The sequence below is a fragment of the Nocardiopsis algeriensis genome (genome assembly GCF_014203695.1).
Classification (GTDB): Bacteria; Actinomycetota; Actinomycetes; order Streptosporangiales; family Streptosporangiaceae; genus Nocardiopsis; species Nocardiopsis algeriensis.
The window spans coordinates 49,905-75,498 of sequence record NZ_JACHJO010000012.1; the positions used below are offsets into that span (position 1 = coordinate 49,905).

Here is a 25,594-nt window from a genome sequence, read left to right on the forward strand (position 1 = left end):
GCTTTTCACGGCACGCGGACCGGGGGGTATTTGCAATGCGGCGTCGATGTGCAAAGAAAGGAACGCTGTACCGCATTTGCGTCCGACTGTAAAGCCGTTGCCTTTCTTCTTTTCACTATGATGACGAAAGGGTGAATGTGCATCGGTTGGTTCACCAGTGCGCTGTGAGGGAGCGGGCACCCGCTGCTACGCTCCCCGCCGTGTTTGTCCGCCGGGTGCCGGGGCAGTGGGCCGTGTACCCGTCCGTCCCGGGGCGGTGGAAGAGGAGGTGAGAGCCGTGCCAGGCCGCAAGGAACTGCCCAGTACTCTCCGCAGGTCCCCGGAGAAGGCCCAGCGCACCTGGATCGAGGCGCACGACTCCGCCGTCGAGCAGTACGGAGAGGGTGAGCGCGCCCACCGCGTGGCCTTCGCGGCGGTCAAGCACAGGTTTCAGAAGAAGGGCGACCGCTGGGTGCCCAAACCCCGGTCCGGCACCTCGGACGACAACGACGCCGGTGTGGACGCGGCCTCCAGCAAGAGCCACCTGTACCGGCTCGCCCAGGACCTCGACATCAGGGGCCGCTCCACGATGAGCAAGCAGGAGCTGGTGGAGGCACTGCGCAAGGCGAGCCGCCGGCAGGCGAAGCCGCACTAGTCGCCGGGAGCGCGGCCGCAGTGGCCGCGCGGGCCCCGGTGGACCGCAGGTAGGGGAAGCGGTCCCTTCGCGGCCCCCTACCTGCGTCCGCGACCGGACCCGCGCCACCACCGGAGAAGGCGCCCCAGGATGTCGTCCTCCGACTCCTTCTCGTGCCCGGACGTCCCGTTCCGCCCGGCCGTCCCGGTCCCTTCGCCCTTCGCCTTCTCGCCGACGGCGTTTCCCGGCCGGAAGAGGACCGGGAGAGCCTCCACCCCCCGCACGAACGGTGACCGCACCGACCGCAGTTCCTCCGGCGCCACCGCCGACCGGAGCCCCGACAGCCGTTCGTTGAGCACCTCGACCGCGGTCGCCGCGATCATCCTGGCCAGGTCCCGTGCCGGGCACGCGTGCGGGCCGGCACCGAACATCAGGTGAGCCCGGCTGCCGCCCGCCACCCCGGTCTCCTCCCGGCGGCCCTTGTAGACGGCCGGGTCCCGGTGGGCGGCATGGAACCCGATCAGCAGGGCGTCCCCCGCCCGCACCCGCGCGTTGCCCAGCAGCATGTTCTGGAGGGCGAACCGGGCGGGCAGGATCTGGAAGGGCGTGTCTGTCCACATGACGTGGTCGAGCAGGTCCTGGGCCGAGATCCGTGCGTCGGCGTACGCCGAGCGGATGCGCGTGTCGGTCAGCAGCGTGCGCATCGTGTTGCCGATGAGGTGCGTTGTGGTCTGGTGGCTGGAGTTGTTGATGAGTGCCGCCTGATGGGCCACCTCGTGCTCCGTGAGGCCGGCCGGGTGCTCCAGCATCCACGAGACCAGGTCGGCACCGGGCCTCTTGCGCTTGCGCACGACCAGGCCCGCGAAGTACTGCTGAAGGCGGATGACCGCGTCCTCCGCCTCGCGCGGGTCCTCGCCGAAGATGATCGACGTGAGGTCGCCCAGCATGCGCCCGTAGCTGTCGGGGAGTCCGCAGAGCCGGTTGATCACGAGGACGGGGAGCGGATCGGCGTACTCCGCGATGAGGTCCGCGCTGCCCCTGGCGACGAACGCGTCCACCAGGTCGTCGGCGATCTGCCGGACCAGCTGCGAGGTCGCGCCCATGTCCAGCCTGGCGATGCTGTCCGCGATGGGGGCGCGCAGACGCGCGTGTTCGCTGCCGTCGGCGTACAGGGCGTTGGGGCGCCAGGACAGCGCGGGGCGGCCGGCCGACAGGTCGACGCGGCCCTCGGTGACCTCCCTCCACCGCCGGGTGTCACGGGAGAACAGGTGCGGACTCTGCAGGACGGTGAGGTTCTCGTGGTAGCCGAGGAGCAGCCACGCCGTCACACCGGACTCCAGCGCGACAGGGACCACGGGTCCGTGCTGCTCGCGCAGCCGGTCCCACCAGTCGTCGTGGTCACCGGAACCGCCGGTTTCGCCGGGGCCCCCGCCGAGCCGGAAGACCTCGACGGGACAACCTCCGACCGCTGATCCGTCGGGGGAGTGGAGAGTCATCGTGGGCGCGGCCCGGGCCGGGAGGACCGCTTCCCTCCCTTCGAGGAGACAAGACGTGCTGCGGGAAATGGGAGGGGAGGCAGGGGCATATTCTCTGACCGCGGCATTGCCTGATCGCGGTGTTGCCTGGTCACGGCATTCTAGAAGGATGGCGAGCGGTCCATCAACAGATTCGGAGAAGTTCCACTCTCTCTCCCGCGCATTCCGGATAAAGCCCTTATAATGCTTGTGAGTAGTTTTTGGGTTGATCTTCCGGTATTCGAAGCGCGAGGACGCAGCTTCCCCCTGCGAGTTTCCCACCCCGCAGCGACAGTTCCGGGGACCCTTGTGCGGGTCCCTCCGGCGGACACGGACAGTTGTTCGCAGCCTTCTCGGAGGCCCCCTTTTTTGTCACCGCCGGTCCCTAGTGTTCTTCCCGTGAGCGATCGATGGAGTACCGACGACGTATGGGCGCTGGCTCCGGACGCCTCCTCCCGCAAGGCGGCCCTCAAGGTGGCCAAGGACGGCTCCTGGCCGCAGCGGGGCGCTGTCGCCGCCGAGGCCGGCGGTACCGCCGCCGTCTGGGGGGAGTGCAAGGGGAGCGGGTCCAAGCCCTACCTGTCCGCCGTCCACCTGGACGACCCGGCCGGGCCCGGCTACAAGTGCAGCTGCCCCAGCCGCAAGATCCCCTGCAAGCACGTCCTCGGCCTGCTCGCCCTGTGGGCCGGCGGCGAGGTCGCCGACCGCGAGGACAGGCCCGAGTGGGTGGCCAAGTGGCTCGGCGGCCGTGCCGCCCGCAAGGAGCGGGCCGCGGGCACCGCCTCCAAGCCGGTCGACCCGGAGAAGGCCGCCGCCACCCTGCGCAAGCGTGAGGAGGCCGTCGGCGCGGGCATGGACGAACTCGGTCTGTGGCTGCGGGACCAGATCGACGCGGGGCTCGCCGAGGTGCCCAAGCACGGCTACGGCCACTGGGACCGGATGGCCAAGCGCCTGGTGGACGCCAAGGCGGGTGCCGCGGCCACACTCGTCACCGACATGCCCTCCGAGGCCCGCGGGGACCACTGGCCCGAGCGCGTGCTCGAACGGTTCGCCCTCCTCCACCTTCTGGTCGAGGGGTTCCGCGCCGGTGACGCGGCCGGCCCCCGCGTCCGGGGCGCCGTCCGCGCCCGTGCGGGGATCACCACCCGGGTCGAGGAGGTCCTCGCCGACGGGGAGCGCGTGCGCGACACGTGGCAGGTGCTGGGCATGAGCTCCTCCTTCAAGGAGCAGACGACCACCCGCCGGGTGTGGCTGCGCGGCAGGAGGACCGGCCGCGTCGCCCTGTCGCTGAGCCACGCCCGGGGGGAGCAGGCGCCGCCCACCCCCTTCCGTTCGGCGTGCGAGACCGACACCGAACTGGCCTTCTACCCCGACGGTCACCGCGCGGCCCCGGCGGAGCCGCCCGAGATGCGGCCCTCGGGCCCGCCCCCGGGAAGCTCGGTCCCCGAGGCCCTCGACGCCTTCGCCGCCGCGCTCGCCGAGGACCCGTGGCTGGACGCCTGGCCCGTGGTGCTGGCCGACGCGGTCCCCGCCCGCGACGGCGGCTGGTTCCTGGCCGACGCCTCCGGGAACGCACTGCCGCTGGAGAGCGGCGACCCCTGGGAGTTTCTCGCCGTGACCGGCGGCAGGCCCTCCACGGTCGCCGCGGAGTGGTCGCCCCGCACGGGGCTGTCCCCCCTCACCGTGTGGGACCGGAACGGAAAGGCGGTGTCCCTGTGAGCACCCCGTCCCCCGCAGGCTTCTCTTCCCCCGCCGACCCCCTGGAGGCGAACACCTCCTGGGACAAGCTGGTCTCCGCCGCGCTCGTCGGGACCTCGCGCCGCCCGGCGCCCCCCACCCCGGACCTCCCCCCGACCCCCGCGGACGAGGACGCCGAGGCAGGTGCGTCCGCCCTCCTCGACCGGGCGGCCCTGGCCGTCGTACGCCGTTTGGCGGGACATGTCCCCGCCACCGTGGCCGCCGAGGCCGTCGTGGCCCCCGACGGTGAGGACGACGCCTCCGTCGCCGGCCCGGAGGTGACCCGGCGCCTGGAGCGCATCCTCGCCGGGCCCTCCGAGCTTCTGCCCGAATGGCTCGGCCTCGCCGGCGCCGCAGGCCTGCACGTCGCCCCCTCCACCCTGCCCGCCCTCCTGGCCAAGGGGGCCTACAACAGCAGCCTGCGCCCCGCCATCGCCGCGGTCGCCGGCCCCCGGGGCCGGTGGCTGGCCCGGGTCAACCCCGGGTGGGGGTACGTGAACGCCCTCGACCCCCGGGACAGGGTCTTCGACGAACACACCTGGGAGCGGGGCTCCGCCGTCGAGCGCTCCCACGCCCTCGCCGCACTGCGCGCCGTGGACCCCGACCGGGCCAGGGAACTCCTGGCCGCCGCATGGCCGGACCTGGGCAGGGCCGAGCTGCGCCGGCACCTCCTGGAGGCGCTGTCGACCGGCCTCGGCCCCGCCGACGAGGAGTTCGTCGAGAAGGCCCTCGACGACAAGGGCGGCAACGTCCGCGGCCTCGCGCTGTCCCTCCTGGTCCGCCTGCCCGACAGCGCCCACGCCCACCGCCTGCGCGGCTACGTCCGCGACCTCGCCACGTTCCCCCAGGGCCTCATGGACGGCGCCGAGGTCGCCTCCCTGGGACCGCAGGCGCTCCGGGACCTCGCCCTCGTCCCGGCGGGAGACAAGCCCGGGGCGCAGGTCGACCGCGAGCACCGGTGGGCACTGGTCACCAACACGCCCCTGGACGTCTGGACCGAGCTGACCGGCCGCGACCCCGCCGGGATCTTCCGGTACGCGGAGGAGCACGAGGGACCGCTGTTCGACGCGCTCGCCAACGCCATCACCCACCAGGGCAACGCGGAATGGGCCCGTGCCCTCCTCACCGTCTTCAGGGACGGTGCCCTCGGCCGGACGAACGACTTCGCGCGCCGGCACCCCTCGTTCCCTCTGCGCGCGCTGCTGTCGCTCCTGCCGGTCGAGGAGCGCTGCGCCTGGGTCCTGGGCTCCCTCACCGAGAAGAGCAGCATGCAGGACCTGTACGACCTGCTCGCCGGTACCGCCGGCCCCTGGACGAGGGAGCTCTCCGCCGAGGTGGCCGGACGCCTGCGCGCCCCCAAGTGGCAGAGGGACGCCAGGGCCTACGGCCCCGTCTGCGAGATCGCCGCCGAGCGCATGCCCGTGGACGGCATCGACGACCTTCCTCCCGACCTTCCCGAGATCCGGGGCTCGTACGGCAACGCCGAGCCCTCCTACGCCGCTCTTCGCGACACCCTTCTTTTCCGCCTCGACATGCACAGGGAGTTCATGTGACCGCCTCCCCCTCCACCCCGGCCCTCTCCACCGACGCCGCGCAGGCCCTGCGCCCGCACGCCGAGCAGACCTACGCGGCCGAGCTCGAGGCCCTGGCCAAGGCCGACGACCGTCAGCGCCCCCCGGGCTGGCAGCTCTCCCCGTGGGCGGTCACCCAGTACCTCCTGGGCACCACGCTCGACGACGGCACCGAGATCACGCCCAAGTACATCGGCGCCCGCCGTGTCGTCGAGATCGCCGTCGCCACCCTGGCCACCGACCGCGCGCTGCTGCTGATCGGCGTTCCCGGCACCGCCAAGACGTGGTTGTCGGAGCACCTGGCCGCCGCGATCTCCGGTGACTCCACCCTCCTGGTCCAGGGCACCGCGGGCACCTCCGAGGAGGCCGTCCGCTACGGCTGGAACTACGCCCGGCTGCTCGCCGAGGGCCCCTCCGAGGCGGCCATGGTGCCCAGCCCCGTCATGACGGCGATGGCCCGCGGCTCGATCGGCCGCATCGAGGAGCTCACCCGCATGCCGTCCGACGTCCAGGACGGCCTCATCACCGTCCTGTCGGAGAAGGCCCTTCCCGTCTCCGAACTGGGCATCGAGGTCCAGGCCCGGCGCGGGTTCAACATCATCGCCACCGCCAACGACCGCGACCGGGGCGTCAACGACCTGTCGAGCGCGCTGCGGCGCCGCTTCAACACCGTGGTGCTGCCGGTTCCCGACAGCGCCGAGGACGAGGTCCGCATCGTCACCCAGCGGGTGGAGCAGCTCGGCCGGTCGCTGGAACTGCCGGAGGTCCCCGCGAGCCTGGCGGAGATCCGCCGCGTGGTGACGGTGTTCCGCGAACTGCGGTCGGGCATGACCGAGGACAACGGCACCAAGGTCAAGTCGCCCAGCGGCACCCTCAGCACCGCCGAGGCGATCTCGGTCATCACCAACGGCATCGCGCTGGCGGCGCACTTCGGCGACGGCGTCCTGCGCCCCGCCGACGTGGCCGCCGGCATCCAGGGTGCGGTCGTGCAGGACCGCGTGTCCGACGGCGTGGTCTGGCGCGAGTACCTGGAGACGGTCGCCCGCGGCCGCGAGGGCTGGGACGAGTTCTACCGCGCCTGCCGCGAGGTGGGAGCCTGATGGCCAAGCTGGACACGAGCGGGCTGCACGTCCTGGGCGTGCGCCACCACGGCCCGGGCTCGGCCCGGGCCGTGCGGGCGGCCCTGGAGGAGATCAAGCCCGACGCGGTGCTGATCGAGGGGCCTCCCGAGGCGGACGCGCTCATCCCGCTGGTGGGAGAGCTGGAGCCGCCGGTGGCGCTGCTGGCCTACCTCGCCGACACCCCGAAGGGGAAAGCCGCGGCGGGTGAGGAGGGGGCTGCGGCCGAAGGCCGGCGTTCGAGGGCGGCGGGTGACGGGTGGGCGTTCTGGCCCTTCGCCTCCTTCTCCCCCGAGTGGGAGGCCCTGCGCTACGCCGTCGCCCACGGCGCCGAAGTGCGCTTCTGCGACCTTCCGGCCGCCCACACCTTCGCCGAGCGCATCGCCGAGGCCGAGGAGCAGGCGGCCGAGGACAGGGAAGCCGATCCCCCGGAGGTCCCCGGGGAGATCGACGGCCCTGCCGCCCCCGGTACCGAGCGCATGCGCCTGGACCCCCTCGGGGTCCTGGCCGAGGCCGCCGGCTACGACGATGCCGAACGCTGGTGGGACGATGTCGTCGAGCAGCGCGGCGACGGCGAGCCCTCCCCTTTCCCCGCGATCGCCGACGCCATGGCGGCCGTACGCGAGGAGACCGGGCCGGCCGAGGGGCGCGAGGCGCGCCGCGAGGCCTACATGCGCAAGGTCCTGCGTGCCACCCTCAGGAAGGGGCACGAGCGGGTGGCCGTGGTCTGCGGCGCCTGGCACGCCCCTGCGCTGCGCGACGTGGCCGACCATCCCGCAGGTGCGGACAATGCCCTGCTCAAGGGGCTGCCCAAGGCCAAGGTCAACGTCACCTGGGTGCCGTGGACGCACGGGAGACTCGCCTCCTCCAGCGGCTACGGCGCCGGGGTGAGCGCGCCGGGCTGGTATTACCACCTCTACACCGCGCCCGACCTGCCGGTGCACCGGTGGCTCACCGAGGCCGCGCGGCAACTGCGCGACGAGGGGCGGCACGTGTCGTCCTCCCACGTCATCGAGGGTGTGCGCCTGGCCGAGAGCCTGGCCGTGCTGCGCGGGCGCCCGCTCGCCGGTCTGGACGAGGTGGCCGAGGCGCTCACCGCGGTCCTGTGCGAGGGGGAGCCCGCCCCGGCCGCGCTCGTGCACGGCAGGATGGCGATCGGTGAGCGGATGGGCTCGGTCCCGCCGTCCACGCCCATGGTGCCGCTCCAGCGCGACGTCATCGCCGCGCAGAAGCGGATGCGGCTCAAGCCCGAGCCGCTCGCCCGCGACCTCGAACTGGACCTGCGCAAGGAGGGCCAGCGCGAGCGGAGCGTCCTGCTGCACAGGCTCCGGATCCTCGGCGTTCCGTGGGGATCGCCCATGGTGTCCGAGACCGGGAAGAAGGGCACCTTCCGCGAGGCGTGGCGGCTGGTCTGGGAGCCCGAGCTGGACGTGGCGCTCATCGAGGCCAGCAGGTGGGGCACCACCGTGGAGACGGCGGCCACGGCCCGCGCCGTCGAGAAGGCGGAGGGCGCCGAGCTCCCGGTGCTGACCGCGGTCACCGAACAGTGCCTGATGGCCGACCTCGGTGAGGCCCTGCCCCGGATCCTGGCCCTGATCACCGACCGGGCGGCCACCGACAGCGACGTCACCCACCTCATGGAGGCCCTCCTGCCGCTGGCGCGCTCGGCCCGCTACGGCGACGTCCGCGGCACCGACTCCGGCCACCTGCGGACGGTCGCCGAGCAGATCCTGCGCCGGGTGTGCGTCGGACTGGCGCCGGCGACGCACGGGCTGGACGACGACGCGGCGGCCGCGTTCGTCCGGCACATCGACCGGACGAACACCGCCGCCACCCTCCTGGGCGGGGACGCCCTGGCGGAGTGGGAGTCGGCCCTGCGCGCCCTGGCGCTGCGCGACACCCTGCCGGGCCGGATCGCGGGCCGGGTCAACCGGATGCTGTCGGACGCCGGACACCTGGCACCGGAGGAGCTGCGGCGCCGTCTGGGGCTGGCGATGTCCCAGGGGACGGAGCCCGCCGAGGCCGCCGCCTGGCTGGAGGGCTTCCTCCAGGGCAGCGGGCTGATCCTCGTGCACGACGACAAGATGCTCGGCCTCATCGACACCTGGCTGCTCGGGCTGCCCGAGGAGCGCTTCACCGCAGTGCTGCCGCTGCTGCGGCGCACGTTCGGCGGGTTCGACGGCGCCGAGCGCCGCGAGATCGGCGAGGCGGCGGCCCGGCTCGGGACCTCGGAGCCCGCCGCCGAGAAGGTGCACGTGCCGGTGGACGCCGAGCGGGCCGCCCCGGCCCTGGCCACCGCACTGGCACTCCTCACCAACGGAAGGAAGGGCGCATGAACGGCGTGGACGAGCGGGAGCGCCGCTGGCGTCTGGTCCTGGGCCGCGAGGCCCGCTGCACGGGCGGCCTCGGCGCCGCGGACCGGGGCATGGACGACGCCCTGGCGGCGCTGTACAACGACCGCGGCCTCGGCCGGAACCGGGGCGGCAGCGAACGCGGCGCCGGCCTGGGCGGCTCCGCCCCCAAGGTGGCGCGCTGGCTGGGCGACATCCGGGAGTACTTCCCGACCTCGGTCGTACAGGTCATGCAGAAGGACGCCATGGACAGGCTCGGCCTGCACCAGCTCCTCCTCGAACCCGAGATGATGGAGGCCGTCGAACCGGACGTGCACCTCGTGGGCACCCTGCTGTCGCTGAACAAGGTGATGCCCGACGAGGCCCGCGAGTCCGCCCGCGCCCTGGTGCGCAAGGTCGTCGACGACCTGGAGCGCCGCGTCGAGCAGAAGACGCGCTCCCTGGTGCAGGGCGCGATCGACCGCTCGGTGCGCACCCACCGTCCGCGTCGGGTCGCCGACATCGACTGGAACGCCACGATCCGCCGCAACCTGGCCAATTACCTGCCCGAGCACAACACGGTCGTGCCCGAGACCCTGGTGGGCTACGGCCGCCGCAGCCGCGGCGTGCAGAAGGACGTCGTGCTGGCGATCGACCAGAGCGGTTCGATGGCGTCCTCGGTCGTGTACGCGAGCGTGTTCGGCGCGGTTCTGGCCTCCATGAAGACGCTGCGTACGTCCCTGGTCGTCTTCGACACCTCCGTGGTGGACCTGACGGAGCAGCTCACCGACCCGGTCGAGGTGCTCTTCGGCACACAGCTGGGCGGAGGCACGCACATCAACAAGGCGATCGCCTACTGCCAGGGCCTGATCACCAAGCCGAACGACTCGATCTTCGTCCTGATCAGCGACCTGTACGAGGGCGGTGTCCGAGAGGAGATGCTGCGCCGTGTCGCGTCGATGAAGGCCGCCGGCGTCCAGGTTGTGGTGCTGCTGGCGCTCTCGGACGAGGGCGCGCCGTTCTACGATCGGGACAACGCCGCCGCACTCGCCGCGATGGACGTCCCGGCGTTCGCCTGCACCCCGGACATGTTCCCCGAGCTCATGGCGGCGGCGATCCAGGGGCAGCCCCTCACGGCGTGGGTGGACAAGGAGCAGGACGCCTGAACCCGGCCACCTGGTTGGGCCTGGGGTGTTCATCCACCCTTCACAGCCGGGATACTCGATCCGGACGGGCGGGGCCGTGGCGGTCCCCGCCCGTCCTCCGCCCACGTCATCTCATAGACCCCTGGAGCTCCCTGAACTCCTTTGACCCGCAGGCAGAGAAGAAATTCTCCCTTTTACACCTCGGGAGCGAACTTGGTGGTGACCACCGCACGGAAGCGTTCCGCCTGCCGGCGGGTCAGCTTCTTGAAGTCGGCTCGAAACCAGGGGTGGTAGCGAACGTGGCCAGGACTCAGCGCTTCTCATTCTCCAGAGCGTCGAACATCGACTCCGCGTCCTCGAACTCCTCGGTCCGGCCCGCGGTGATCTGCTCGCCAGCCTCCCGTTCACCCTGCTGCCAGTCACGGTCCCAGAACCACGCCTGGTCGGCCGACACGGCGATCATGCCCCGAAGCAGCACCTGGCCGCTGTCGGTGATGTCGAACTCGACCTCGTCCCCCTCACGGATGTGAAGGGCCTCAGCGACCTCGCGGGGCAGGGTGATCTGATTCTTGCGACGCATCACCGCACGCCGATGCCTCACTCTCATCTCACCCAAGTTATCGCCTCCTGGTAGGGGTGATCCGAGGGTTTCCCTTCCCCCGGTGGCACGGTTCCAGGATGACTCCGGCAGGCGGAGAGTTCAGCTTTCCAACTGAAGCTTTGCCCTAGGCGCAGACAAGGCACTGTTCACACGGGTCGCCGACTGCTCGGACCACACATCAGAGGTCTGGGCAGCTACTTCGACATTCTTTGGAGCACGGTGATCGACGCCCTGGTCGACCATCGTTGTCAGTACAGCGGAGGAATACACAGCTATAGTGGTGGTGGGATTGCATCAGGTAATGCACGCAGAGGCCCCAGCCGATCGGCTGGGGCCTCTGTCGTACTTCAAGACCTAGGAACGGAGGACTCGCAGCAGCGCGGACCACTCGGCGCCGGGGAAGGCAAGCATGCCCAGATCGCGGTTCTGGGTGTCGCGCACAGCAGCTCCCTCCGGCAGGTCGGCGACCTCCACACAGTTTTCGGTGCGTGCCCCGCTGTAGCTGGACTTACGGAACTTCAGGTCGTGGGCTTGCATACGGATTCCTTGCTGGATGAGTCGGCCAGGACACTCTCCAGGAACACGGTGGATTCCTGGACACTCAGAGCAGATGCACTCACGTACTGGTATACGAGCTCGAAAGCCTCGGTGTCTTCCATGTCTTCGTACACCTGCTGTTTGGCAGCGTTCTCTGTGTAGACCAAGCCGGAGTCCTCGGCGAAGTCAAGGATCGTGAACCCGCCGCTCACCGCAGCATGGAGACCGGCGCTGTCAGGGAGTATCTGTACTCGTAGGTTCGGGCGCTGAACGCTGACCAGGTGGCGGATCTGCTGCTCGCGCACCGACTCAGGGATCTTGCGCAGAGCGGCTTCGTCGAGAATGCACCAGTACGTAGGCCCTTCTGCCTGAGGGTCCAGGATCCTTTGGCGGAGCATGCGTGCCTCAACTCGCCGCTCGACTTCCTCCTGATCGGCTATACCGCCACCGACAACGACCGCACGAGCGTAACCCTGAGTCTGCAACAGACCGGGAACGACTGTCAGGGCAACTTCTCGGATGCGTGAGGCGCCAGGCTCCAGGCCAGTGAGTTCCCCTTGCCCAAGGACATCGGTGTAGGAGGACCACCAGCCCTTCTGCCTGGCTTCCTTGGCCAGGCGGATGTATTCCTCGCGCTCAGCCAGTTCGGTGACGCCGTAGATGTCGAGCAGGACCTCGACGTCTTCCAGCTTGGGGCGCACCCACTCATCACGTTCCAGCCTCGTGATCTTGGATGCCGACCACCGGGCAGCACCCAACTCGCGAGCCTTGCTGGTGACCTGGTCCGCCGTCAGTCCTGCCGCTTCTCGACTTTCCCGTAGCAGACGTGAGAGCCGTCGCTTGCTCAAGGGAGGTGAAGTGGCCATCAGGACTCCTTGCTCCGAGGCTCGCCTCTTTCCAGAACTTGATCCTACGTCTGTCCTTGGGTTTTCGGACATTACGCCCATCACCAACCTAAAGCTAAGTCACGCCGAACTTGCCTCCTGACTAATCTATAAGTTGGTCTTGCATTTTTTGCTTGGTCGGGTGAACATGGGGCTCACCTGGTCAATCCCGCCGGACCTCCCATCCGGCACGTCTCGAAGGAGTCGCCTCGTGGCGTCCTACCTGGCTTCCCCGGTGCCGGCGGCCGTGCGCCGCTCGGTCGCTGATGCACCTCCCTGGCGCAGGCCGCGCCGCGCGGCCCGGCCCCGCCCCTACATCACCCACCCGGCAGGGGACCTGGCCTCCCCGGCCCTGGCCAAGCGCCAGGCCGCCCTCACCCACGGCGGGACGGCGGCGGCATGAAGCGCGTGTGCGACATCCGCCAGGTTCCTGACCTGGAAGCCCTCCGCGTCTGGGCCCGCAGCCACGGGGCCCGCGTGCGCTATCTGGGCCCCACCCTGGAGCGCCACCCCGTCTACGCCGCCACGCGTGGTCACGTCACCCGGGTCGCGGTTGTGCCCGAGCGCGACCCCCACCTGTGCCCGCTGGTGTGGGTCAGCCCTTTGGAGAACCTGAAGGAGGAGCGGTGAGCGGCCTGGACCGGGCCTTGGAAGCCCTCATCGCCGGACAGTGGATCCTCACGCTGGAGGATGACGGCAACGGCAACGAAAAGATCGTCGCCCGCCGCCCCGTGGGCTGGACCGGCCCCGGCGACCCGTACGAGCGGCTGGTGGCCGACGACCACGCCGCCATGCACCGCCTGCTCACCCGGCGCCACGAGAGCGAGGACACCACCCCCACGCTGCGCGGCATCGGACGGCAGTTCCCCACCCTGGGCGGGGTGATGGGCGAATGAGCGCCACGCTTTCCCGACAGGGACTCCGCCTGGACACCAAAGCCCCGGCCGCCTTGAGCGGCGACCGGGCCGCACGGACCCTCACCCCTCCCGCTGCCACGGAACCCCCCGACACCGCAGCGGCCACCACCACTGCCGAGCTGCGCCGGGTCTTCGACGCTCCGCGCGGGCGGCGCTTCGCCCGGCCCGGCGCCCGCACAGCAGCCCAAAGCGCTGCACAGTCCGACCGGACCGGCGTCCGTCCGGCTGCTTCCCGGCTGGCTTCGCGTCCGGCCTCCCAGCCCGGCTACCGCCCTTCCGGCAGCTCGGCCAACCCGACGGCCACAGCTCCTGAAGCACAGTCGCCGCAAGCGGCACGGCACGGGCACATCCCCCTGGTGTGCCTGGGCCGCACCCCCCGCGAGCGTGCGTTGCTGGCGCAGATGCCCGACGACCCCCGGGTGCGCCGCCGCCTGATCCACGGCGAGCTGCCGGCGTGGATGGACAACGTCACCTTTGAGGCCGAGCTGGTCGAGCCGCCAGATTTGCGTCCACGCAAAGCCCCTGCCCCTGGCCCTGGTGACGGCCCTCCGTCCGAGCCCGTGCGCATCCCCCGGCCCCGGCGTGAGCAGAAGCCGGCCCCGCCACTGCCGCGCAGGTCCGGCCGCCGCCGCTCCGACTGGCCGCCTCGCCCGGCCAGCCACCGCAAGCCCCGCAAGCGGCGCACGGGCCTGACCCTGGCCGGTTATGTCCTCGCTTCGGCGTTCGGTGCGTTGGGCCACCACCTCTACGGGCTGCTGTAACCTCCGACGGCTATCCCGCGGGCGGAGAGACTCGGTTGTTCCGCCCGCGGCTCGGAAACGGGCGAGCAGGCCAACCGGACGAAGGCAGGCTCGGCGAACCCCTTGACGCCGCCACGCGGAGCCCGGAAGCCCACAGGCGTGCGATGTGTCAGAAGGGCGTGGGAGCACTCCCGAGCCACAGAATTCCTGTGGTCTTTTTCCGGAGAAACGCCGTCGCGTCCGGTTCCGGAGCTGAATCTCTGAAGGGAAAAGCACGTGCCGTTCTGCGCCGCCCTGGAGGGTCGAGGTGATGGCCGGCCGCCTTGCGGAACACCTCGATGCCGCTGCCTGCCAGGGGGAAGTGTGTCTCCTGGCCTGGGCATCTCCTGTCCGAGGTCGGTCCCGACTGAAGAATTTTCTGATGATTTGCCATGATTTCCCATGTCCTGGGGAATTTACGATTTTTCCTTTCTCCCTGGTCTCATGGATAATTCGAAGGGAATTGTCTGAGAGTCCGGAAGACGTGTGGCGCGCATTCTTTTCCGCGCGATGGCCGTGTCGACAGCTCCGGTCCTCCTTCTCGCGCCGGTGCGACCGGAGCATGTGACGTCCCCGGCCGGCGCGGACGGCCGGCCAGGCCGGAAGTGGCGGGGCGGGGCGGGCTCTGTGCCGGGTTCCCGGCTGCCAGGAAATCGAACCTCGGGGGAGGAAACCGTGAGTATGGACGTTGCCCTGCTGCTGGGCCCGATGACGCGTGAGAGTGCCCGCGCGTGTGGTCTGGTCATGCGTACGGAAGACGGGGGTCGTGCCTCGGGATCCACGCGCCGGCACCGATTGGCGGCACGCGGCCTGCTGGACTGGGAGTACACCGTCACCGAGGGCGGAACCACCGTGTTCCGGCAGCTCTGTGAGGGGCAGGAAGCGGCGAGGACGTCCACGGACGGTTCCCTGGGCGTTCCGGCGCCCAGGCGCGGCGGCGTCGACGACTTCTGCCGCTCCCCTTGGACAGAGGCTGTCGACACCTGGCTGGTGGAGATGCTGCGCCCGGCCGATCTCCTGGCCCGAATCCGGGTCACCTCGGTGGAGGAGGGGCCCTGCGGCGTGGGAATGCGCCTCGGCGCCCTGCCCCGAGGCGACCGGACGCCGTCCTACCAGGGCCTGGCGGTGCCCGACGGGCGGACTCTGGACATGCTCCTGGACCCCGAACGCGGACTGCTGCTCCAGGTGCGGGTCCGGACGGCCGAGGGCGCCCTCACCGACCACCTGCTCTCCGCGGAGGCCGAGCCCGGGGCGGGGTGACGGGCGGTGTCTCCACCGGATTCCTCCGAGGCCTCGCCGGGGAAATTGTCCACAGGCTGTGGATATCCACTCGGTCGGTCCGATGACCACCGACCCCGTCCGGCCCGGCCTCCCCGACAGGGCCGGGCTCCACGCACCGCCGCCGGGAAGGCTTCCCGTGGTCGCCCACTTCATCCACGTCGCCCAGCGGCCCGGAAAAGCCGGACGGGGGCCGTCACCACCCGGTGACGGCCCCCGTCCGAGGAGTCGGGATCGGGCCCCGCCGCGTCCCCGCCGGCGACCGTAGGAGCCCCCCTTCCTCCGGTCCTGCCGCACCGGGGCAACGCTCACGGCGGGCAGCGCCTTTCCGACACGCCCTAGAGGTCCTCCTCGTCCGGGCGGACGGAGTCGGGGCGCAGCGGGTCGTGGCCCACCGACATCAGTTCGCGGCGCCACTCCGGGTCCTCGCGCCGGGGCTGGACGAGCCGGCTGCGGACGAACTCGGTCACGTCCTCCATGAGGTCCACGTCGTCGTCGGTGACGTCCGTGCGGCGCTTGCCCAGCACCTCCACGATCTCCTCGCCCCGGCGCGGCACCCCCAGGTCGGGTGAGGACGCGTCGAAGGCCGTCTCCCCCGAAGCCTCGGTGAGCAGCCACTCCCGCAGCTCCTCGCTGTTCATGTTGACCACCGTGTGGAAGCTGTCCCAGACCTCGTCGAGGCGTTCGTTGTACTCGGCCATCTCTCCTCCTCGTGTGTGCCGGAAAAGGTGTTCAGGTACGGGCGGCCCGTACGGCCGCGAGCCCCCACGCGCCCGTGGCCAGCCCGGCGAGCCCGGCGAGCGCCAGGGTCCGGCGGTGCCTGCTCAGCTCCGTGGACAGGCTGCGGTCGCGCGACTCCCCGTCGAACTCGCCGTGCGCGCCGAAGTCGCGGTCGGTGTCCAGCGGCTCGAACAGGTTGTCCCGCTCGGGCGGCGGGGCATCGCGCAGCTGGCCCTTGAAAGCGGTACGCGCCAGGTAGTGGTCGAGGATCCGGGGTGCCAACCGCTGCGCCAGCACCGTGCCCGCCGTCGACGGCGCGACCCAGGACCGCCGGCGCCTCGGGTGCTCCGCCGCCCAGACGATCGCCCGGGCCGCCACCTCGGGCTGGTAGACCGGCGCCACCGGGCGCGTCCTGCCGCCCAGCTCCTGCGGAAGGCCGTCCAAGCGCGTGCGCACCCACGTGAACTGCGGCGTGTTCACCGCGGGCAGGTGCACCTCGGTCACCCTCACCTTGGAACCGCGCGCGATCAGCTCGACGCGCAGGGAGTCGGTGAAGCCCCGGATCGCGTGCTTGGCACCGCAGTACGCCGACTGCATCGGGATGCCCCGGTAGGCCAGCGCCGAGCCGACGTGCACGATCACCCCGCGGTCCCGGGGGAGCATCCGCTCCAGCGCCGCCCACGTGCCGTGCACGTAGCCGTGGTAGCAGACGTCCGTGACCCGGTGGTACTCCTCCGGTTCGATCTCCGTGAACTGCGCCATGACCGAGGCGAAGGCCGAGTTGACCCACACGTCGGCGGGCCCCAGCTCGTCCTCGATGAGCTCCAGCGCCGCGCGCAGCGCCGCCGCGTCGTCCGCGTCCGCCTCGATCGCGACGGCCTCCACCCCCTCGGCGCGGGCCTCCGCCGCCGCGGCGTCGAGCCCTGCCCGGCCGCGTGCGATCAGGCCCACGGAGTACCCCCGGCGGGCGAACTCCCGGGCGGTCGCCCGCCCCACGCCCGCACTGGCCCCGCAGACCACCGCGACCTTCTCCGCCATCGGCTCCCCCTCGGTGCTCGGCGTGCTCCTCGCCTTCCCGCTACCCCGGAGCGGTCCCTCTCATGTACGGCGGCGCGCGCCCCACCTGCCGTTTCGCCACCGGCCTCCACGGGCAGTCGGGAAGCCACGGGAACCGGAGTGTGTCAGGGGGGCGTATGGAGCGTGCGGAAGCGGGGATCGGGGAGCACGGTTTCCTCTCCGACTGCCACACCGCGGCGATCACCGCTCCCGACGGGGCGATCGTGTGGATGTGCGCCCCTGCCTTCGACGGACCCGCGTTCCTGACGGACCTCCTCGACACCGGTCGCGGCGGCGCGTGGACGGTCGAGGTCGAGGGCGCCCGCGTCGAGGAACGCGCCTACGTCGGTGACACCCTCGTCCTGGAGACGGTCTGGCGGGGCGGTGGCACGGAGGTGGCCGTGCGCGACCTGATGGCCCTGCGGCGCTACGACGGGGGCACCGGCCTGTACCGCGAGGGGTTCCTGCTGAGGATCGTGGAATGCCGCGCCGGGCGGGCCTTCGTGCGGTCGCGGCTGGCGGCCCGGCCGGACTACGCCCGCTCGGCTCCCTCCTGGGAGCCGGTCGAGGGCGGGCTGCGCGAGGCCTCGGGGCTGATGCTGTCGGGGGACCCTGCCCCCGTCCTCACGGAGGAGGGCGACCCGGAGTTCCGGATGGAGCTCGCCGCGGGGGAGAGCGCGTTCCTGGCCCTCGACCATCTGAACGGGGAGCGCACCGTCGACCGCAGCGGGGCCGACACCCTGACGGCGGAGACCATCGCGGCCTGGCAGGAGTGGTCCGACCGGACCGACTACGACGGCCTGGGCGCCGCCCAGGTGCGGCGGAGCGCCATCGTCCTGCGCGGCCTGCTCCACGAGGAGACGGGCGGTCTCATCGCCGCCCCCACGGCCTCGCTGCCCGAATGGCCGGGCGGGCCCCGCAACTGGGACTACCGCTATGTCTGGTACCGGGACGCCGCCCTCGTGGTGCTGGCGTTCCTGCGCCTGGGCCACCTGGCGGAGGCCCGGCGGCACGGGCAGTTCGTGCTGAGCATGTGCAGCAGCCGCTCCGAGTGGATACCACCGGTCCAGACGCTCGGACTGGAGGACCCGCCGAGTGAGGAGGAGCTCGACCACCTGTCCGGATACGCCGGCTCCCGACCGGTCCGGATCGGCAACGACGCCCGGGGGCAGCGCCAGCTCGACGTCTACGGGCACGTGCTCGACGCCACGCTGGCCTACCAGCAGGTGACGGGAGACCTGGACCGCGCGGAGTTCGACCAGCTCGTCCCGCTCGTGGAGGCCACGGTGCGGCTGTGGCGCGAACCCGACGAGGGCATGTGGGAGGTGCGCGGCGAGCGCCGCCACTGGACCAGCTCCAAGGTGTACGCGTGGGCCTGCCTGGACCGGGCCGTCCGCCTGGCCCGGGCCCTCGGGGTGGAGGACGAGGTTCCCCTGGACCGGTGGCGCGCCGAACGCGACGCGGTCCGCGCACAGATCCTCGAACTCGGCTACGACCCGGACACCGGATCGTTCCGCCAGACCTACGGGTCGGCGAACACCGACGGGTCGCTGCTGTGCATCCCGCTCCTGGGCTTCCTTCCGGGGAACGACCCGAGGGTGGTCGGAACCCTGGAGCGGGTGGAGGCCGAACTCGGCGTGGGAGGCTTCCTCGTCCGCAGGTACGACCCGGCCCGGACCGACGACGGCCTGGGCACCCCGGAAGGCGCCTTCCTGCTCTGCTCCTTCGACATGGTCTCCGCGCTGGTCCTCGCCGGACGCAGGGACGAGGCCCGCCGGCGGTACGACGAGCTGTGCGCACGCTCGGGTCCGCTCGGCCTGTACGCCGAGGAGATGACCGAGGACGGGACCATGCTCGGCAACTTCCCGCAGAGCTTCACCCACCTGGCACTCATCGAGGCCGCCCTGAACCTCGACGACGCGAGCGAGGTGGAGGCCCTGCACGCCTGGGCCGAACACAGGATCGACGACGAGTAGACGCACATCCGCGAGCGGAGGAACGAGGAGACATGGGCGACGGCAACGGAAACGGCGACATCAAGGAGACCCTGGCCCAGGAGGCGGAGGCCTATCGCGACGGCAGCGACCAGCCGCTGGGCGGATACGTCGCCACCGTCTCGGTCTACGGGGCCCTGGTGGCCGCGGGCCTGGCCGCGGTGAAGCTGTCCGGTCGGCGCCCGACCGGCACGGTGAGCCCCTGGGACCTGGCACTCATGGGCCTGTCCACGCACAAGCTGTCCCGGATGGTGGCCAAGGACCCCATCACCAGCCCTCTCAGGGCGTTCTTCACACGGTTCCAAGGGGTGTCGGCCCCTTCCGAACTGAAGGAGGAGGTACGCGGCGAGGGCGGTCGCAAGGCGGTCGGCGAGCTGATCAGCTGCCCCTTCTGCACCGCGCAGTGGATCGCCACCGGCTACGCCTTCGGGCTGGTCCTGGCCCCCCGCTTCACCCGGAGCGCGGGCGCGGTGTTCAGCGCCGTGGCCGTCTCGGACTGGCTCCAGCTGGCCTACGTGCGGTTGCAGAAGGCCCAGGCCTCCTGAACCGGACCCGTCGGCCGCGGGGGCGGCTCCCGTCCCCGCGGCTCCGGGTTCAGCCCTGCGGTGCGGCCTCGTCGTCGGGGGAGCCTTCGTCGGCGGAACGCGCGACGGTCACCTCGGGAGGCGCCCCCACCACGAACCCGAAGAACACGTGGTCGACCAGCAGCGCCCAGCGGTCCTCGGGCCGCGAGCGCCGGGCGTGCTCGAGCCCGAGGACGGGGGCGGCGACCAGCTCGAACGCCCCCCACACGAGAAGCCCGTACACGGGGCCGGTGAGCCGCGAGTGGCGGAGCCTGCGCGGCAGGACCGAGAACACCGCGCCCGCCGCGGCCCCGTACCCCCAGTGGGCCAGCTCGATGGCGGCCATTCTCCGCTTCGGGGGCACCATCTCCAGAAGCGCCGGCACCCCTTCCCTCAGCATCGCCTCGGGAGGTGTGCGCTTGATCAGCCCCAGCCCCACCGACGCCTGGCGCATACCGCTCATCGCCATCGCACCCACGGCACCCCTCATCGCGCCCCGCAGCCAGGGGCGCCGAGGTGGGGAACCGCTGCCTCTGCTCCTGCCCATGTCCCTCTCCCTCCCGGTGGTGACAGTGCTCTTCCCCCTTGCCCGAACGCCCCGCCTCACACGTGGCGCCCCGAGAACCGGGTAAGGGGACGGCATGAGACCGAGGAACGCCACCACCGCAGCACGCCTCCTGGCCGCGGCCTCCGCCCTCTCCCTGGCGGCCGCCTGCTCCGGCGAGGGCGGGGAGGAGCCGGGCGGCGGCGCACCGCCCTCCGCCGAGGACGGCGATCCCGCGCCCGAGCAGCTGGACGCGGGAACCCCCGAGACCGTGGTGACCGGTCTGGAGGTCCCCTGGGGCATCGCCCACCTGCCCGACGGGTCGGCACTCGTCTCCGAGCGGGGCGGAGAGATCGTCCGCCTGGCCGCGAACGGGGACACCTCCTCCGTCGGAGAGGTCGAGGGCGTCGACGCCACGGGCGAGGGCGGCCTGCTGGGCCTGGCGCTCGATCCGGCCTTCCCCAACGAGCCCTACGTGTACGCCTACCTCACGACGGATGCGGACAACCGGGTCGTGCGCATGGAGTACGGTGCCGACGGCGATCTGGGAGAGCCCGAGGTCCTGGTCGAGGGCATCCCCTCGGCGGGCAACCACAACGGCGGGCGCATCGCGTTCGGACCGGACGGGTTCCTGTACGTCGCCACCGGCGACGGCGGGCGGCCCGGACTGGCGCAGGACCGCGACTCCCTGGGCGGCAAGATCCTGCGCGTCGACCGCGACGGCGAGCCGGCGGAGGACAATCCCTTCGACAGCCCGGTCCTCAGCTACGGACACCGCAACGTGCAGGGGCTGGCCTGGGACGGCGAGGGGAACCTGTACGCCACCGAGTTCGGCCAGGACCGCCTCGACGAGGTCAACCTGATCGAACCCGGTGCGAACTACGGCTGGCCCGAGGTGGAGGGCCCGGGCGGCGGCGAGGAGTACACCGACCCGCTGGTGACCTGGGAGCCCGACGAGGCCTCGCCCAGCGGGGCGGCGGTCGCGGGCGGCTCCCTGTGGGTGGCCGGGCTGGCCGGCGAGCGCCTGTGGGAGATACCGCTGGAGGGGGACGGTGAGCTCGGGGAGCCGGTGGCGCACCTCACCGGCGAGTACGGGCGCCTGCGCACCGTGCTCCCCGCACCGGGGGGCGGCGGCCTGTGGGTCGCCACCAGCAACCTCGACGGGCGCGGCGACCCCGCGGAGGGCGACGACCGGATCCTGCACGTGCCCCTGGAATGAGTGCGGGCGGGGCCCCGTGCTCTCCAAACGGGGCCCCGCCCTTCCCGGAAGGAGCGCGGTGGGAGGACACCCGCTCCGGGAGGCGGCAGGGCACCGGGACACCCTGCCGCCGGAAGGGATCAGCCGCAGACGGACCCGTCGAGCGTGAACCGCTCGGGGGAGGCGTTCGGCCCGGGCCCCGTCGACCCGAGGAATCCGAAGGTCGCCTCGCTGCTGTCGCTGCTCCCGGAGTACCAGCCGAGGGAACCGGCGGTCACGACCCGGCCGGACTGCGCGAGTTCGGCGCTCCAGGAGTCGGACACCGCCTGTCCGCCGGGGAAGGACCACACCAGTTCTCCGCCCTCGGGAAGCCCGCCGCCCGTGCTGCGGACCGTCACCTGGGCGTTGAACCCGCCCGGCCAGGAGTCGTGCACCGTGTACTCCACCTCGCAGCTGGAGGAGGCCGGCGCCGACGCGTCACCCTGGTCGGCCGCGAACGCGGCAACCCAGGCCAGGGCCGCGTTCCAGTTGATGGTCAGCTCGTTGGTCGCCCACGAGTCGATGTGGTCGATGTGGCAGAACTGCGGCGCGCACCCGGCGAGGTTGGCCTGGGCGACGGGGTCCCACGTCGCGGCGTCGGAGTTGGGCCCGCCCGACAGGGTGCCCGCCGGAGGGTTGGGCAGGGCCGGGTCGAGCTGGTGGGCGTACCAGCGGCTGTGCTGGTTGACCGTGTCCGCAGTGCCGTAGCCCGTCACGTAGGAGCGGTTGAGGGCGTTGCGGCCCAGGATGTAGTCCAGGCCCTCCAGCACGCCGTCGCGGAACCGGACGTCGCCGCCGATGTCGTAGGCGGTGGCCATGACCGCCATGTTGTTGAGCACCAGGGCGTTGGAGCCCCAGGCGAACACGCCGCTGTCGGGGGAGTAGGACAGCCCGTACGGGTGCTCCGCCACGTTGGCCAGGTACTCCTCGGCGGCCTCGACCACCGAGGCGCGCACGTCGCCGCGGTCCTCCAGGCCGTTGGGGACGGTGGCGAGCTGGAGCCGGCCGAGGGGCGCGGTCCAGCGCCAGTCGAACCCGCCCTCGGTGAAGACGTCGCCGGTGTGCAGCTCGGAGGAGGTCACCGCCTCCTCGTAGGCGGCGTCCCCGGTGGCGAGGTAGAGCTCGGCGGCCGCCCAGTAGAACTCGTCGGCCACGGTGTCGTCGTCGTAGGGGCCGCCGCCCTCGCCGCCGGCGGTGGCGAGGCGGTCGGGGTGGGCGACCGCGGCGTCCCAGGCGGTCTCGGCCGCCGCCAGGCAGGTCGCGGCGAAGTCGGCGTCGTACGGGGCGAACACCCGCGAGCACTGGGCGCCGGTCGCGGCCAGGTTGAGCGTGGCGGCCGTCGACGGCGGGTGCAGGTAGCGCGGCTGCGGGTCGTCGGCGGGCATCAGCGGCAGTCCGGTCCACCGCTCGTCGTGCACCTTGTGGTGCGCCATCCCCGCGAGCTCCTCGCCCTCGGGGACCTGCATGGCCAGCAGGAACTCCATCTCCCAGCGGGCCTCGTCGAGCACGTCGGGGACCTCGTTGCCCTGCTCGGGGAGGGCGAGGGTGGAGTCGCCGAACCGGTCGGGGTCGCCGGTCGGGGCGGTGTGCGCCCGCTCGTAGATGCTCATGAGCTGGTGCACGGAGATGCCGCCGTTGACCACGTACTTGCCGTGGTCGCCCGCGTCGTACCAGCCGCCCGACACGTCGAGGGAGTAGTCGCAGGGGTGGGAGGGGTGGCAGGTGACGTCCGTGTCGCCCTGGTTGGGGGCGGTGCCGACGTGCCCTGCCTCTCGCCCGTAGCCGGGGGCGATCTCGTCGAGGATCTCGATGCCGCTGCGCTGGGTGTAGTAGAACTCCAGCGCGTCGGCGGCCAGGGCGGAGTAGGGGTCGGCGGCGATGGCGAAGGGGTGGCTGGTCTCGCCGTCGGCGGTCAGGGTGTAGTCGCCCTCGGCGGTCACGCCGCCGAAGTCGACGGTGTGCACGTTCTGGCCCGAGGTGTCGTCCGTGCCGTAGGGGGTCGTCTCACCCTCGGCGGCGACCGAGCCGTCGGCGGCGTTCAGGGTCCAGGGCAGGGGGTCCTCGGCGTCGGTGACGACGGTGGCGCCCTTGGGGCCGTGGGGGAGGTAGCCGACCTGGTTGACGCGCACGCGCGGACCGGTGTCGGGCTCGTACACGGGGGGCTCGGCCCCGCCCAGCAGGGAGACGTCGTCCAGGCAGAAGGTCCAGGGTTCGTCGGAGCCGCCGATCTGGAAGGCGACCTGGCCGTCCTCCCGGTCGGTGGTGGCGGTGAAGACGTACTCGTAGCGGGTGGTCTCCGCGCCGAGGATCGGCCGCTCGTCGAGCTCGGTGCGCCAGGGGTCGACGGGTTCCTGGATGAGGGCCCGCACCGGGCGGCCCTCGAGTCCCGAGGCGGAGAAGGAGAAGGCGTAGGTCTCGCCCGCCACGAGGGGGACGTCGTTCTGGCCGACGATCACCTCCCACGGGTCACCGGTGCCGCCGGGGACGTCGGTGCACAGGACGCCGTCGGAGGCGTCGAGGGTGAGCTGCTCGGTGCCCCACCAGCCGGTGGTGCCGTCGGCGAAGTCGCCGTTGGTGATCTGTTCGACCGGTGCGTCGTCGGCCGTGGCAGCAGGGGGATGCAGCAGGCCCAGCGCCAGCGCCGCCGTGGCGCTCAGCGATACGGCCGTGGTTCGTTGCGGGCTCAAGGGGGGTCGTCCTTCCGCTGGGGGGCGAAGCTGGGAGCGCTCCCACTAAAAGTGTGACCATTCTTGTGTCCTCGCTCACAGGTGTCAATGGGGGCACGGAGAGTACGTCGGAAATCAGGCAAGGTGCCCGAGAGCCGCGCGGGCCAGCAGGGTTCCGTCCGGTGTGGGGCGCAGGGTGCCCAGGAGGTCGTTGCCGCGGATCGCGCCCGTCCAGGTCAGAACCCAGGCGGTCGCGGCGCACAGGTCGGCGGCCGCTCTGGCGGTCACCGCCGTTCCTCCGGAACCGCCGAGTGCGGACAGGCCCGCGGCGACGTCGCGGTAGGGGGAGTCCGAGCCCGCCGCCACGGCCAGCAGCAGGAGCAGGCCCGCTCGGCCGCCGTCCTCGCCCGAAGACCGCAGCGGCAGCCCCTCGGCCACCAGATGCCACAGCGCCACCGGATCGCCCAGGGCCCGGGCCGCAGGGACCGAGCGCCGCAGCACGCCCGCGCGCCTGCGCAGAAGACCCAGCTGCTGTGCGGACTCGCGCAGGACCAGGACGGGCAGCGCCGTCTCCTCGCGGGCGAACGAGCCCGTCCACGTGCGCCTCAGACCGAACTCCTCGGCCGCCGCGGCCACGCTGGCGGGCGGGAGGTAGCCCGAACCGGTGAGGCGCAGGCCGTCCGGCCCCACGTGCTCCACCAGCCACGTGTACGGACGGACCATGCGCCCGGCGGTACCGGGATCGACCTCCGTCGGACCGCAGGGGAGCGCGGCGTCGACGAGGGGGAGCAGGACCCCCTCGGTGTCGGCCCGGAGGAGTTCGGTGACGGGGGAGGTGCGGGTGCCCATAACCCCAGGTTAACCAGGGTTTTCGCTTTCCTCAGGGGAATCACGCGAACGGGGCCGGGAACGCCGTCGGCACGGCGTCCCCGGCCCCGCTCCGGGCCGTTCCCCCGTTACTCCTCCTCGGACGCCGGGGTCCGGGCGACCACCTGCTCGGCCAGGGCGCGGCGCACCTCGTCGGCGTCGCCCGCGTGCCCCGGGTGGCCGGTGGCCTCGCGCAGTTCGCGCAGCACGGTGTCGACGACGGCGTCACCGGTCAGGGCCTCGGTGATCGGGTCGGCGTTCACCGCCTCGCGCCAGCGCCGCAGGGCCTCCAGACGGCCGTGCACGATGGACTCACGGGTGATGTGGAAGATCTGGTCGAGGTTGCGGTAGTAGGCCTCGGGGTCGCCCAGGTCGGCGCTGACCACCTCGACCGGGCGGTTGTTCTTGCCCTCGGGCAGGTGGTAGACCTTCCAGACCCGGCCGTTGGTCAGGTAGATCCACTCGGCCCCCTCCTTGTTGGCCAGGCGGCGGGCCATCTGGATGCTGCGCTGGTCCAGCTCCTGGTTGATCCGGCGGACCTCGATGGGGGCGAACAGCTTCTCGTCCATCAGGATCGCGTAGTCGTTGGAGTCGCCGCTGGTGCGGTACTCCGTGGTGAGGTCCTGGTACTTGCTGAAGTTCAGCGCCACACTGAAGAAGTCGGCGACGAGCATGCGGGTGTCGCCGTCGTTGGCATCGCGCTCGGCGAGCTCGGCCAGCGGGCCCGCGAAGCGGTCCATCGCGGCCGCGACCCGGCTGCGGACGGACTCCTGCCAGCTCAGGGTGGTCGTGAACTCGCCCGTCCTGGTCATGACCTGGGTGTCTTCAGTGTCCATGAACATCCGCTCCCGTGTGTGCCGAAAAACCTGCCGCACGGTCATGGGAGACCGGGGTACAGGGGAATTCCGGAAGTCGATGCTACA

The 25,594-nt window shown here is 71.7% G+C and carries 24 protein-coding genes; 14 read left to right on the plus strand and 10 right to left on the minus strand.

Annotated elements, in window-relative coordinates:
- Window positions 1-277 precede the first annotated feature (277 nt).
- Window positions 278-634 carry a ChaB family protein gene (locus tag FHS13_RS18705; protein ID WP_184293252.1) on the plus strand — a complete coding sequence of 119 codons (357 nt, stop codon included), beginning with the start codon at window positions 278-280 and terminating at the stop codon, window positions 632-634.
- A 77-nt stretch (window positions 635-711) separates the two neighbouring features.
- On the opposite strand, the gene FHS13_RS18710 is transcribed toward FHS13_RS18705, so the two are convergent.
- The gene (locus FHS13_RS18710; RefSeq protein WP_184293253.1) at window positions 712-2,109 is read right to left on the minus strand and encodes a cytochrome P450; all 1,398 of its coding nucleotides are present in this window, start codon (window positions 2,107-2,109) and stop codon (window positions 712-714) included.
- Window positions 2,110-2,601: 492 nt separating this feature from the next.
- Here FHS13_RS18710 and FHS13_RS18715 point away from each other — a divergent pair, with 492 nt between their 5' ends.
- Genes FHS13_RS18715 through FHS13_RS18735 form a run of 5 tightly spaced genes read left to right on the plus strand, consistent with a single transcriptional unit; the run spans window position 2,602 to window position 10,049 of the window.
- A complete protein-coding gene (locus FHS13_RS18715; protein ID WP_343065090.1) occupies window positions 2,602-3,846 on the plus strand; it encodes an SWIM zinc finger family protein in 1,245 nt (414 codons plus the stop codon).
- Window positions 3,843-5,417, plus strand: coding sequence for a DUF5691 domain-containing protein (locus FHS13_RS18720; protein WP_184293255.1), 1,575 nt, complete (start codon window positions 3,843-3,845; stop codon window positions 5,415-5,417). Before FHS13_RS18715 ends, FHS13_RS18720 begins: the two co-directional genes overlap by 4 nt.
- Window positions 5,414-6,535, plus strand: coding sequence for an AAA family ATPase (locus FHS13_RS18725; protein ID WP_184293256.1), 1,122 nt, complete (start codon window positions 5,414-5,416; stop codon window positions 6,533-6,535). The genes FHS13_RS18720 and FHS13_RS18725 overlap by 4 nt, the downstream gene beginning before the upstream one ends.
- Entirely contained in the window at window positions 6,535-8,889 is a 2,355-nt protein-coding gene (locus FHS13_RS18730; RefSeq protein WP_184293257.1) for a DUF5682 family protein, read from the plus strand. The genes FHS13_RS18725 and FHS13_RS18730 overlap by 1 nt, the downstream gene beginning before the upstream one ends.
- The gene (locus FHS13_RS18735; RefSeq protein ID WP_184293258.1) at window positions 8,886-10,049 is read left to right on the plus strand and encodes a VWA domain-containing protein; all 1,164 of its coding nucleotides are present in this window, start codon (window positions 8,886-8,888) and stop codon (window positions 10,047-10,049) included. The genes FHS13_RS18730 and FHS13_RS18735 overlap by 4 nt, the downstream gene beginning before the upstream one ends.
- A 289-nt stretch (window positions 10,050-10,338) precedes the next feature.
- Here FHS13_RS18735 and FHS13_RS18740 read toward each other — a convergent pair whose 3' ends face one another.
- The 3 genes from FHS13_RS18740 to FHS13_RS18750 form a co-directional block, all read right to left on the minus strand.
- Entirely contained in the window at window positions 10,339-10,608 is a 270-nt protein-coding gene (locus tag FHS13_RS18740) for an AbrB/MazE/SpoVT family DNA-binding domain-containing protein (protein WP_184293259.1), read from the minus strand.
- 375 nt (window positions 10,609-10,983) lie between these two features.
- On the minus strand, window positions 10,984-11,166 hold the full coding sequence (locus FHS13_RS18745; protein WP_184293260.1) for a DUF397 domain-containing protein: 183 nt from the start codon (window positions 11,164-11,166) through the stop codon (window positions 10,984-10,986).
- Window positions 11,148-12,032 (minus strand): helix-turn-helix domain-containing protein, encoded by an 885-nt coding sequence (locus FHS13_RS18750; RefSeq protein WP_184293261.1) that lies wholly within the window; start codon window positions 12,030-12,032, stop codon window positions 11,148-11,150. The genes FHS13_RS18745 and FHS13_RS18750 overlap by 19 nt, the downstream gene beginning before the upstream one ends.
- 229 nt (window positions 12,033-12,261) lie before the next feature.
- On the opposite strand from FHS13_RS18750, the gene FHS13_RS18755 reads away from it, so the two are divergent.
- The 5 genes from FHS13_RS18755 (at window position 12,262) to FHS13_RS18775 (ending at window position 15,006) form a co-directional block, all read left to right on the plus strand.
- Window positions 12,262-12,453: a hypothetical protein gene (locus tag FHS13_RS18755; RefSeq protein ID WP_184293262.1), complete on the plus strand. Its 192-nt coding sequence runs from the start codon at window positions 12,262-12,264 to the stop codon at window positions 12,451-12,453.
- Complete coding sequence (locus FHS13_RS18760) at window positions 12,450-12,680, plus strand: hypothetical protein (RefSeq protein WP_184293263.1); 231 nt, start codon at window positions 12,450-12,452, stop codon at window positions 12,678-12,680. The genes FHS13_RS18755 and FHS13_RS18760 overlap by 4 nt, the downstream gene beginning before the upstream one ends.
- The gene (locus tag FHS13_RS18765) at window positions 12,677-12,946 is read left to right on the plus strand and encodes a hypothetical protein (RefSeq protein WP_184293264.1); all 270 of its coding nucleotides are present in this window, start codon (window positions 12,677-12,679) and stop codon (window positions 12,944-12,946) included. The genes FHS13_RS18760 and FHS13_RS18765 overlap by 4 nt, the downstream gene beginning before the upstream one ends.
- On the plus strand, window positions 12,943-13,728 hold the full coding sequence (locus FHS13_RS18770; protein ID WP_184293265.1) for a hypothetical protein: 786 nt from the start codon (window positions 12,943-12,945) through the stop codon (window positions 13,726-13,728). The genes FHS13_RS18765 and FHS13_RS18770 overlap by 4 nt, the downstream gene beginning before the upstream one ends.
- Window positions 13,729-14,421: 693 nt before the next feature.
- Window positions 14,422-15,006, plus strand: a complete 585-nt coding sequence (locus FHS13_RS18775; protein ID WP_184293266.1) for a hypothetical protein — start codon at window positions 14,422-14,424, stop codon at window positions 15,004-15,006.
- A gap of 356 nt (window positions 15,007-15,362) precedes the next feature.
- Here FHS13_RS18775 and FHS13_RS18780 read toward each other — a convergent pair whose 3' ends face one another.
- Window positions 15,363-15,725 (minus strand): DUF3140 domain-containing protein, encoded by a 363-nt coding sequence (locus FHS13_RS18780; RefSeq protein WP_184293267.1) that lies wholly within the window; start codon window positions 15,723-15,725, stop codon window positions 15,363-15,365.
- A 31-nt stretch (window positions 15,726-15,756) separates the two neighbouring features.
- Complete coding sequence (locus tag FHS13_RS18785; RefSeq protein ID WP_184293268.1) at window positions 15,757-16,782, minus strand: SDR family oxidoreductase; 1,026 nt, start codon at window positions 16,780-16,782, stop codon at window positions 15,757-15,759.
- Window positions 16,783-16,937: 155 nt separating this feature from the next.
- Between FHS13_RS18785 and FHS13_RS18790 the strand changes: the two genes are divergently transcribed.
- Both FHS13_RS18790 and FHS13_RS18795 read left to right on the plus strand, forming a co-directional pair.
- Window positions 16,938-18,776 carry a glycoside hydrolase family 15 protein gene (locus FHS13_RS18790; protein ID WP_184293269.1) on the plus strand — a complete coding sequence of 613 codons (1,839 nt, stop codon included), beginning with the start codon at window positions 16,938-16,940 and terminating at the stop codon, window positions 18,774-18,776.
- 32 nt (window positions 18,777-18,808) lie between these two features.
- On the plus strand, window positions 18,809-19,339 hold the full coding sequence (locus FHS13_RS18795) for a DUF1360 domain-containing protein (RefSeq protein ID WP_184293270.1): 531 nt from the start codon (window positions 18,809-18,811) through the stop codon (window positions 19,337-19,339).
- Window positions 19,340-19,388: 49 nt separating this feature from the next.
- On the opposite strand, the gene FHS13_RS18800 is transcribed toward FHS13_RS18795, so the two are convergent.
- Window positions 19,389-19,826 (minus strand): hypothetical protein, encoded by a 438-nt coding sequence (locus FHS13_RS18800; protein WP_184293361.1) that lies wholly within the window; start codon window positions 19,824-19,826, stop codon window positions 19,389-19,391.
- A 172-nt stretch (window positions 19,827-19,998) separates the two neighbouring features.
- Here FHS13_RS18800 and FHS13_RS18805 point away from each other — a divergent pair, with 172 nt between their 5' ends.
- The gene (locus FHS13_RS18805; RefSeq protein WP_184293271.1) at window positions 19,999-21,120 is read left to right on the plus strand and encodes a PQQ-dependent sugar dehydrogenase; all 1,122 of its coding nucleotides are present in this window, start codon (window positions 19,999-20,001) and stop codon (window positions 21,118-21,120) included.
- Between the two features lie 119 nt (window positions 21,121-21,239).
- Here the strand turns inward: FHS13_RS18805 and FHS13_RS18810 are convergent, their stop codons facing one another.
- From FHS13_RS18810 to FHS13_RS18820, 3 genes are all read right to left on the minus strand, one after another.
- Complete coding sequence (locus FHS13_RS18810; RefSeq protein WP_184293272.1) at window positions 21,240-23,825, minus strand: glycoside hydrolase family 9 protein; 2,586 nt, start codon at window positions 23,823-23,825, stop codon at window positions 21,240-21,242.
- 114 nt (window positions 23,826-23,939) lie between these two features.
- Window positions 23,940-24,653: a hypothetical protein gene (locus FHS13_RS18815; protein ID WP_184293273.1), complete on the minus strand. Its 714-nt coding sequence runs from the start codon at window positions 24,651-24,653 to the stop codon at window positions 23,940-23,942.
- A gap of 107 nt (window positions 24,654-24,760) precedes the next feature.
- Complete coding sequence (locus FHS13_RS18820) at window positions 24,761-25,507, minus strand: hypothetical protein (RefSeq protein WP_184293274.1); 747 nt, start codon at window positions 25,505-25,507, stop codon at window positions 24,761-24,763.
- Window positions 25,508-25,594: the final 87 nt, after the last annotated feature.

Excerpts from the sequence above, each read along its gene's own strand:
- FHS13_RS18800 (WP_184293361.1), bottom strand. The coding sequence starts at position 19,826 with ATGGCGATGAGCGGTATGCGCCAGGCGTCGGTGGGGCTGGGGCTGATC.
- FHS13_RS18805 (WP_184293271.1), top strand. The coding sequence starts at position 19,999 with ATGAGACCGAGGAACGCCACCACCGCAGCACGCCTCCTGGCCGCGGCC.
- FHS13_RS18710 (WP_184293253.1), bottom strand. The coding sequence starts at position 2,109 with ATGACTCTCCACTCCCCCGACGGATCAGCGGTCGGAGGTTGTCCCGTC.
- FHS13_RS18730 (WP_184293257.1), top strand. The coding sequence starts at position 6,535 with ATGGCCAAGCTGGACACGAGCGGGCTGCACGTCCTGGGCGTGCGCCAC.
- FHS13_RS18820 (WP_184293274.1), bottom strand. The coding sequence starts at position 25,507 with ATGGACACTGAAGACACCCAGGTCATGACCAGGACGGGCGAGTTCACG.
- FHS13_RS18780 (WP_184293267.1), bottom strand. The coding sequence starts at position 15,725 with ATGGCCGAGTACAACGAACGCCTCGACGAGGTCTGGGACAGCTTCCAC.
- FHS13_RS18760 (WP_184293263.1), top strand. The coding sequence starts at position 12,450 with ATGAAGCGCGTGTGCGACATCCGCCAGGTTCCTGACCTGGAAGCCCTC.
- FHS13_RS18785 (WP_184293268.1), bottom strand. The coding sequence starts at position 16,782 with ATGGCGGAGAAGGTCGCGGTGGTCTGCGGGGCCAGTGCGGGCGTGGGG.
- FHS13_RS18750 (WP_184293261.1), bottom strand. The coding sequence starts at position 12,032 with ATGGCCACTTCACCTCCCTTGAGCAAGCGACGGCTCTCACGTCTGCTA.
- FHS13_RS18735 (WP_184293258.1), top strand. The coding sequence starts at position 8,886 with ATGAACGGCGTGGACGAGCGGGAGCGCCGCTGGCGTCTGGTCCTGGGC.
- FHS13_RS18770 (WP_184293265.1), top strand. The coding sequence starts at position 12,943 with ATGAGCGCCACGCTTTCCCGACAGGGACTCCGCCTGGACACCAAAGCC.
- FHS13_RS18795 (WP_184293270.1), top strand. The coding sequence starts at position 18,809 with ATGGGCGACGGCAACGGAAACGGCGACATCAAGGAGACCCTGGCCCAG.
- FHS13_RS18745 (WP_184293260.1), bottom strand. The coding sequence starts at position 11,166 with ATGCAAGCCCACGACCTGAAGTTCCGTAAGTCCAGCTACAGCGGGGCA.
- FHS13_RS18790 (WP_184293269.1), top strand. The coding sequence starts at position 16,938 with ATGGAGCGTGCGGAAGCGGGGATCGGGGAGCACGGTTTCCTCTCCGAC.
- FHS13_RS18740 (WP_184293259.1), bottom strand. The coding sequence starts at position 10,608 with ATGCGTCGCAAGAATCAGATCACCCTGCCCCGCGAGGTCGCTGAGGCC.
- FHS13_RS18815 (WP_184293273.1), bottom strand. The coding sequence starts at position 24,653 with ATGGGCACCCGCACCTCCCCCGTCACCGAACTCCTCCGGGCCGACACC.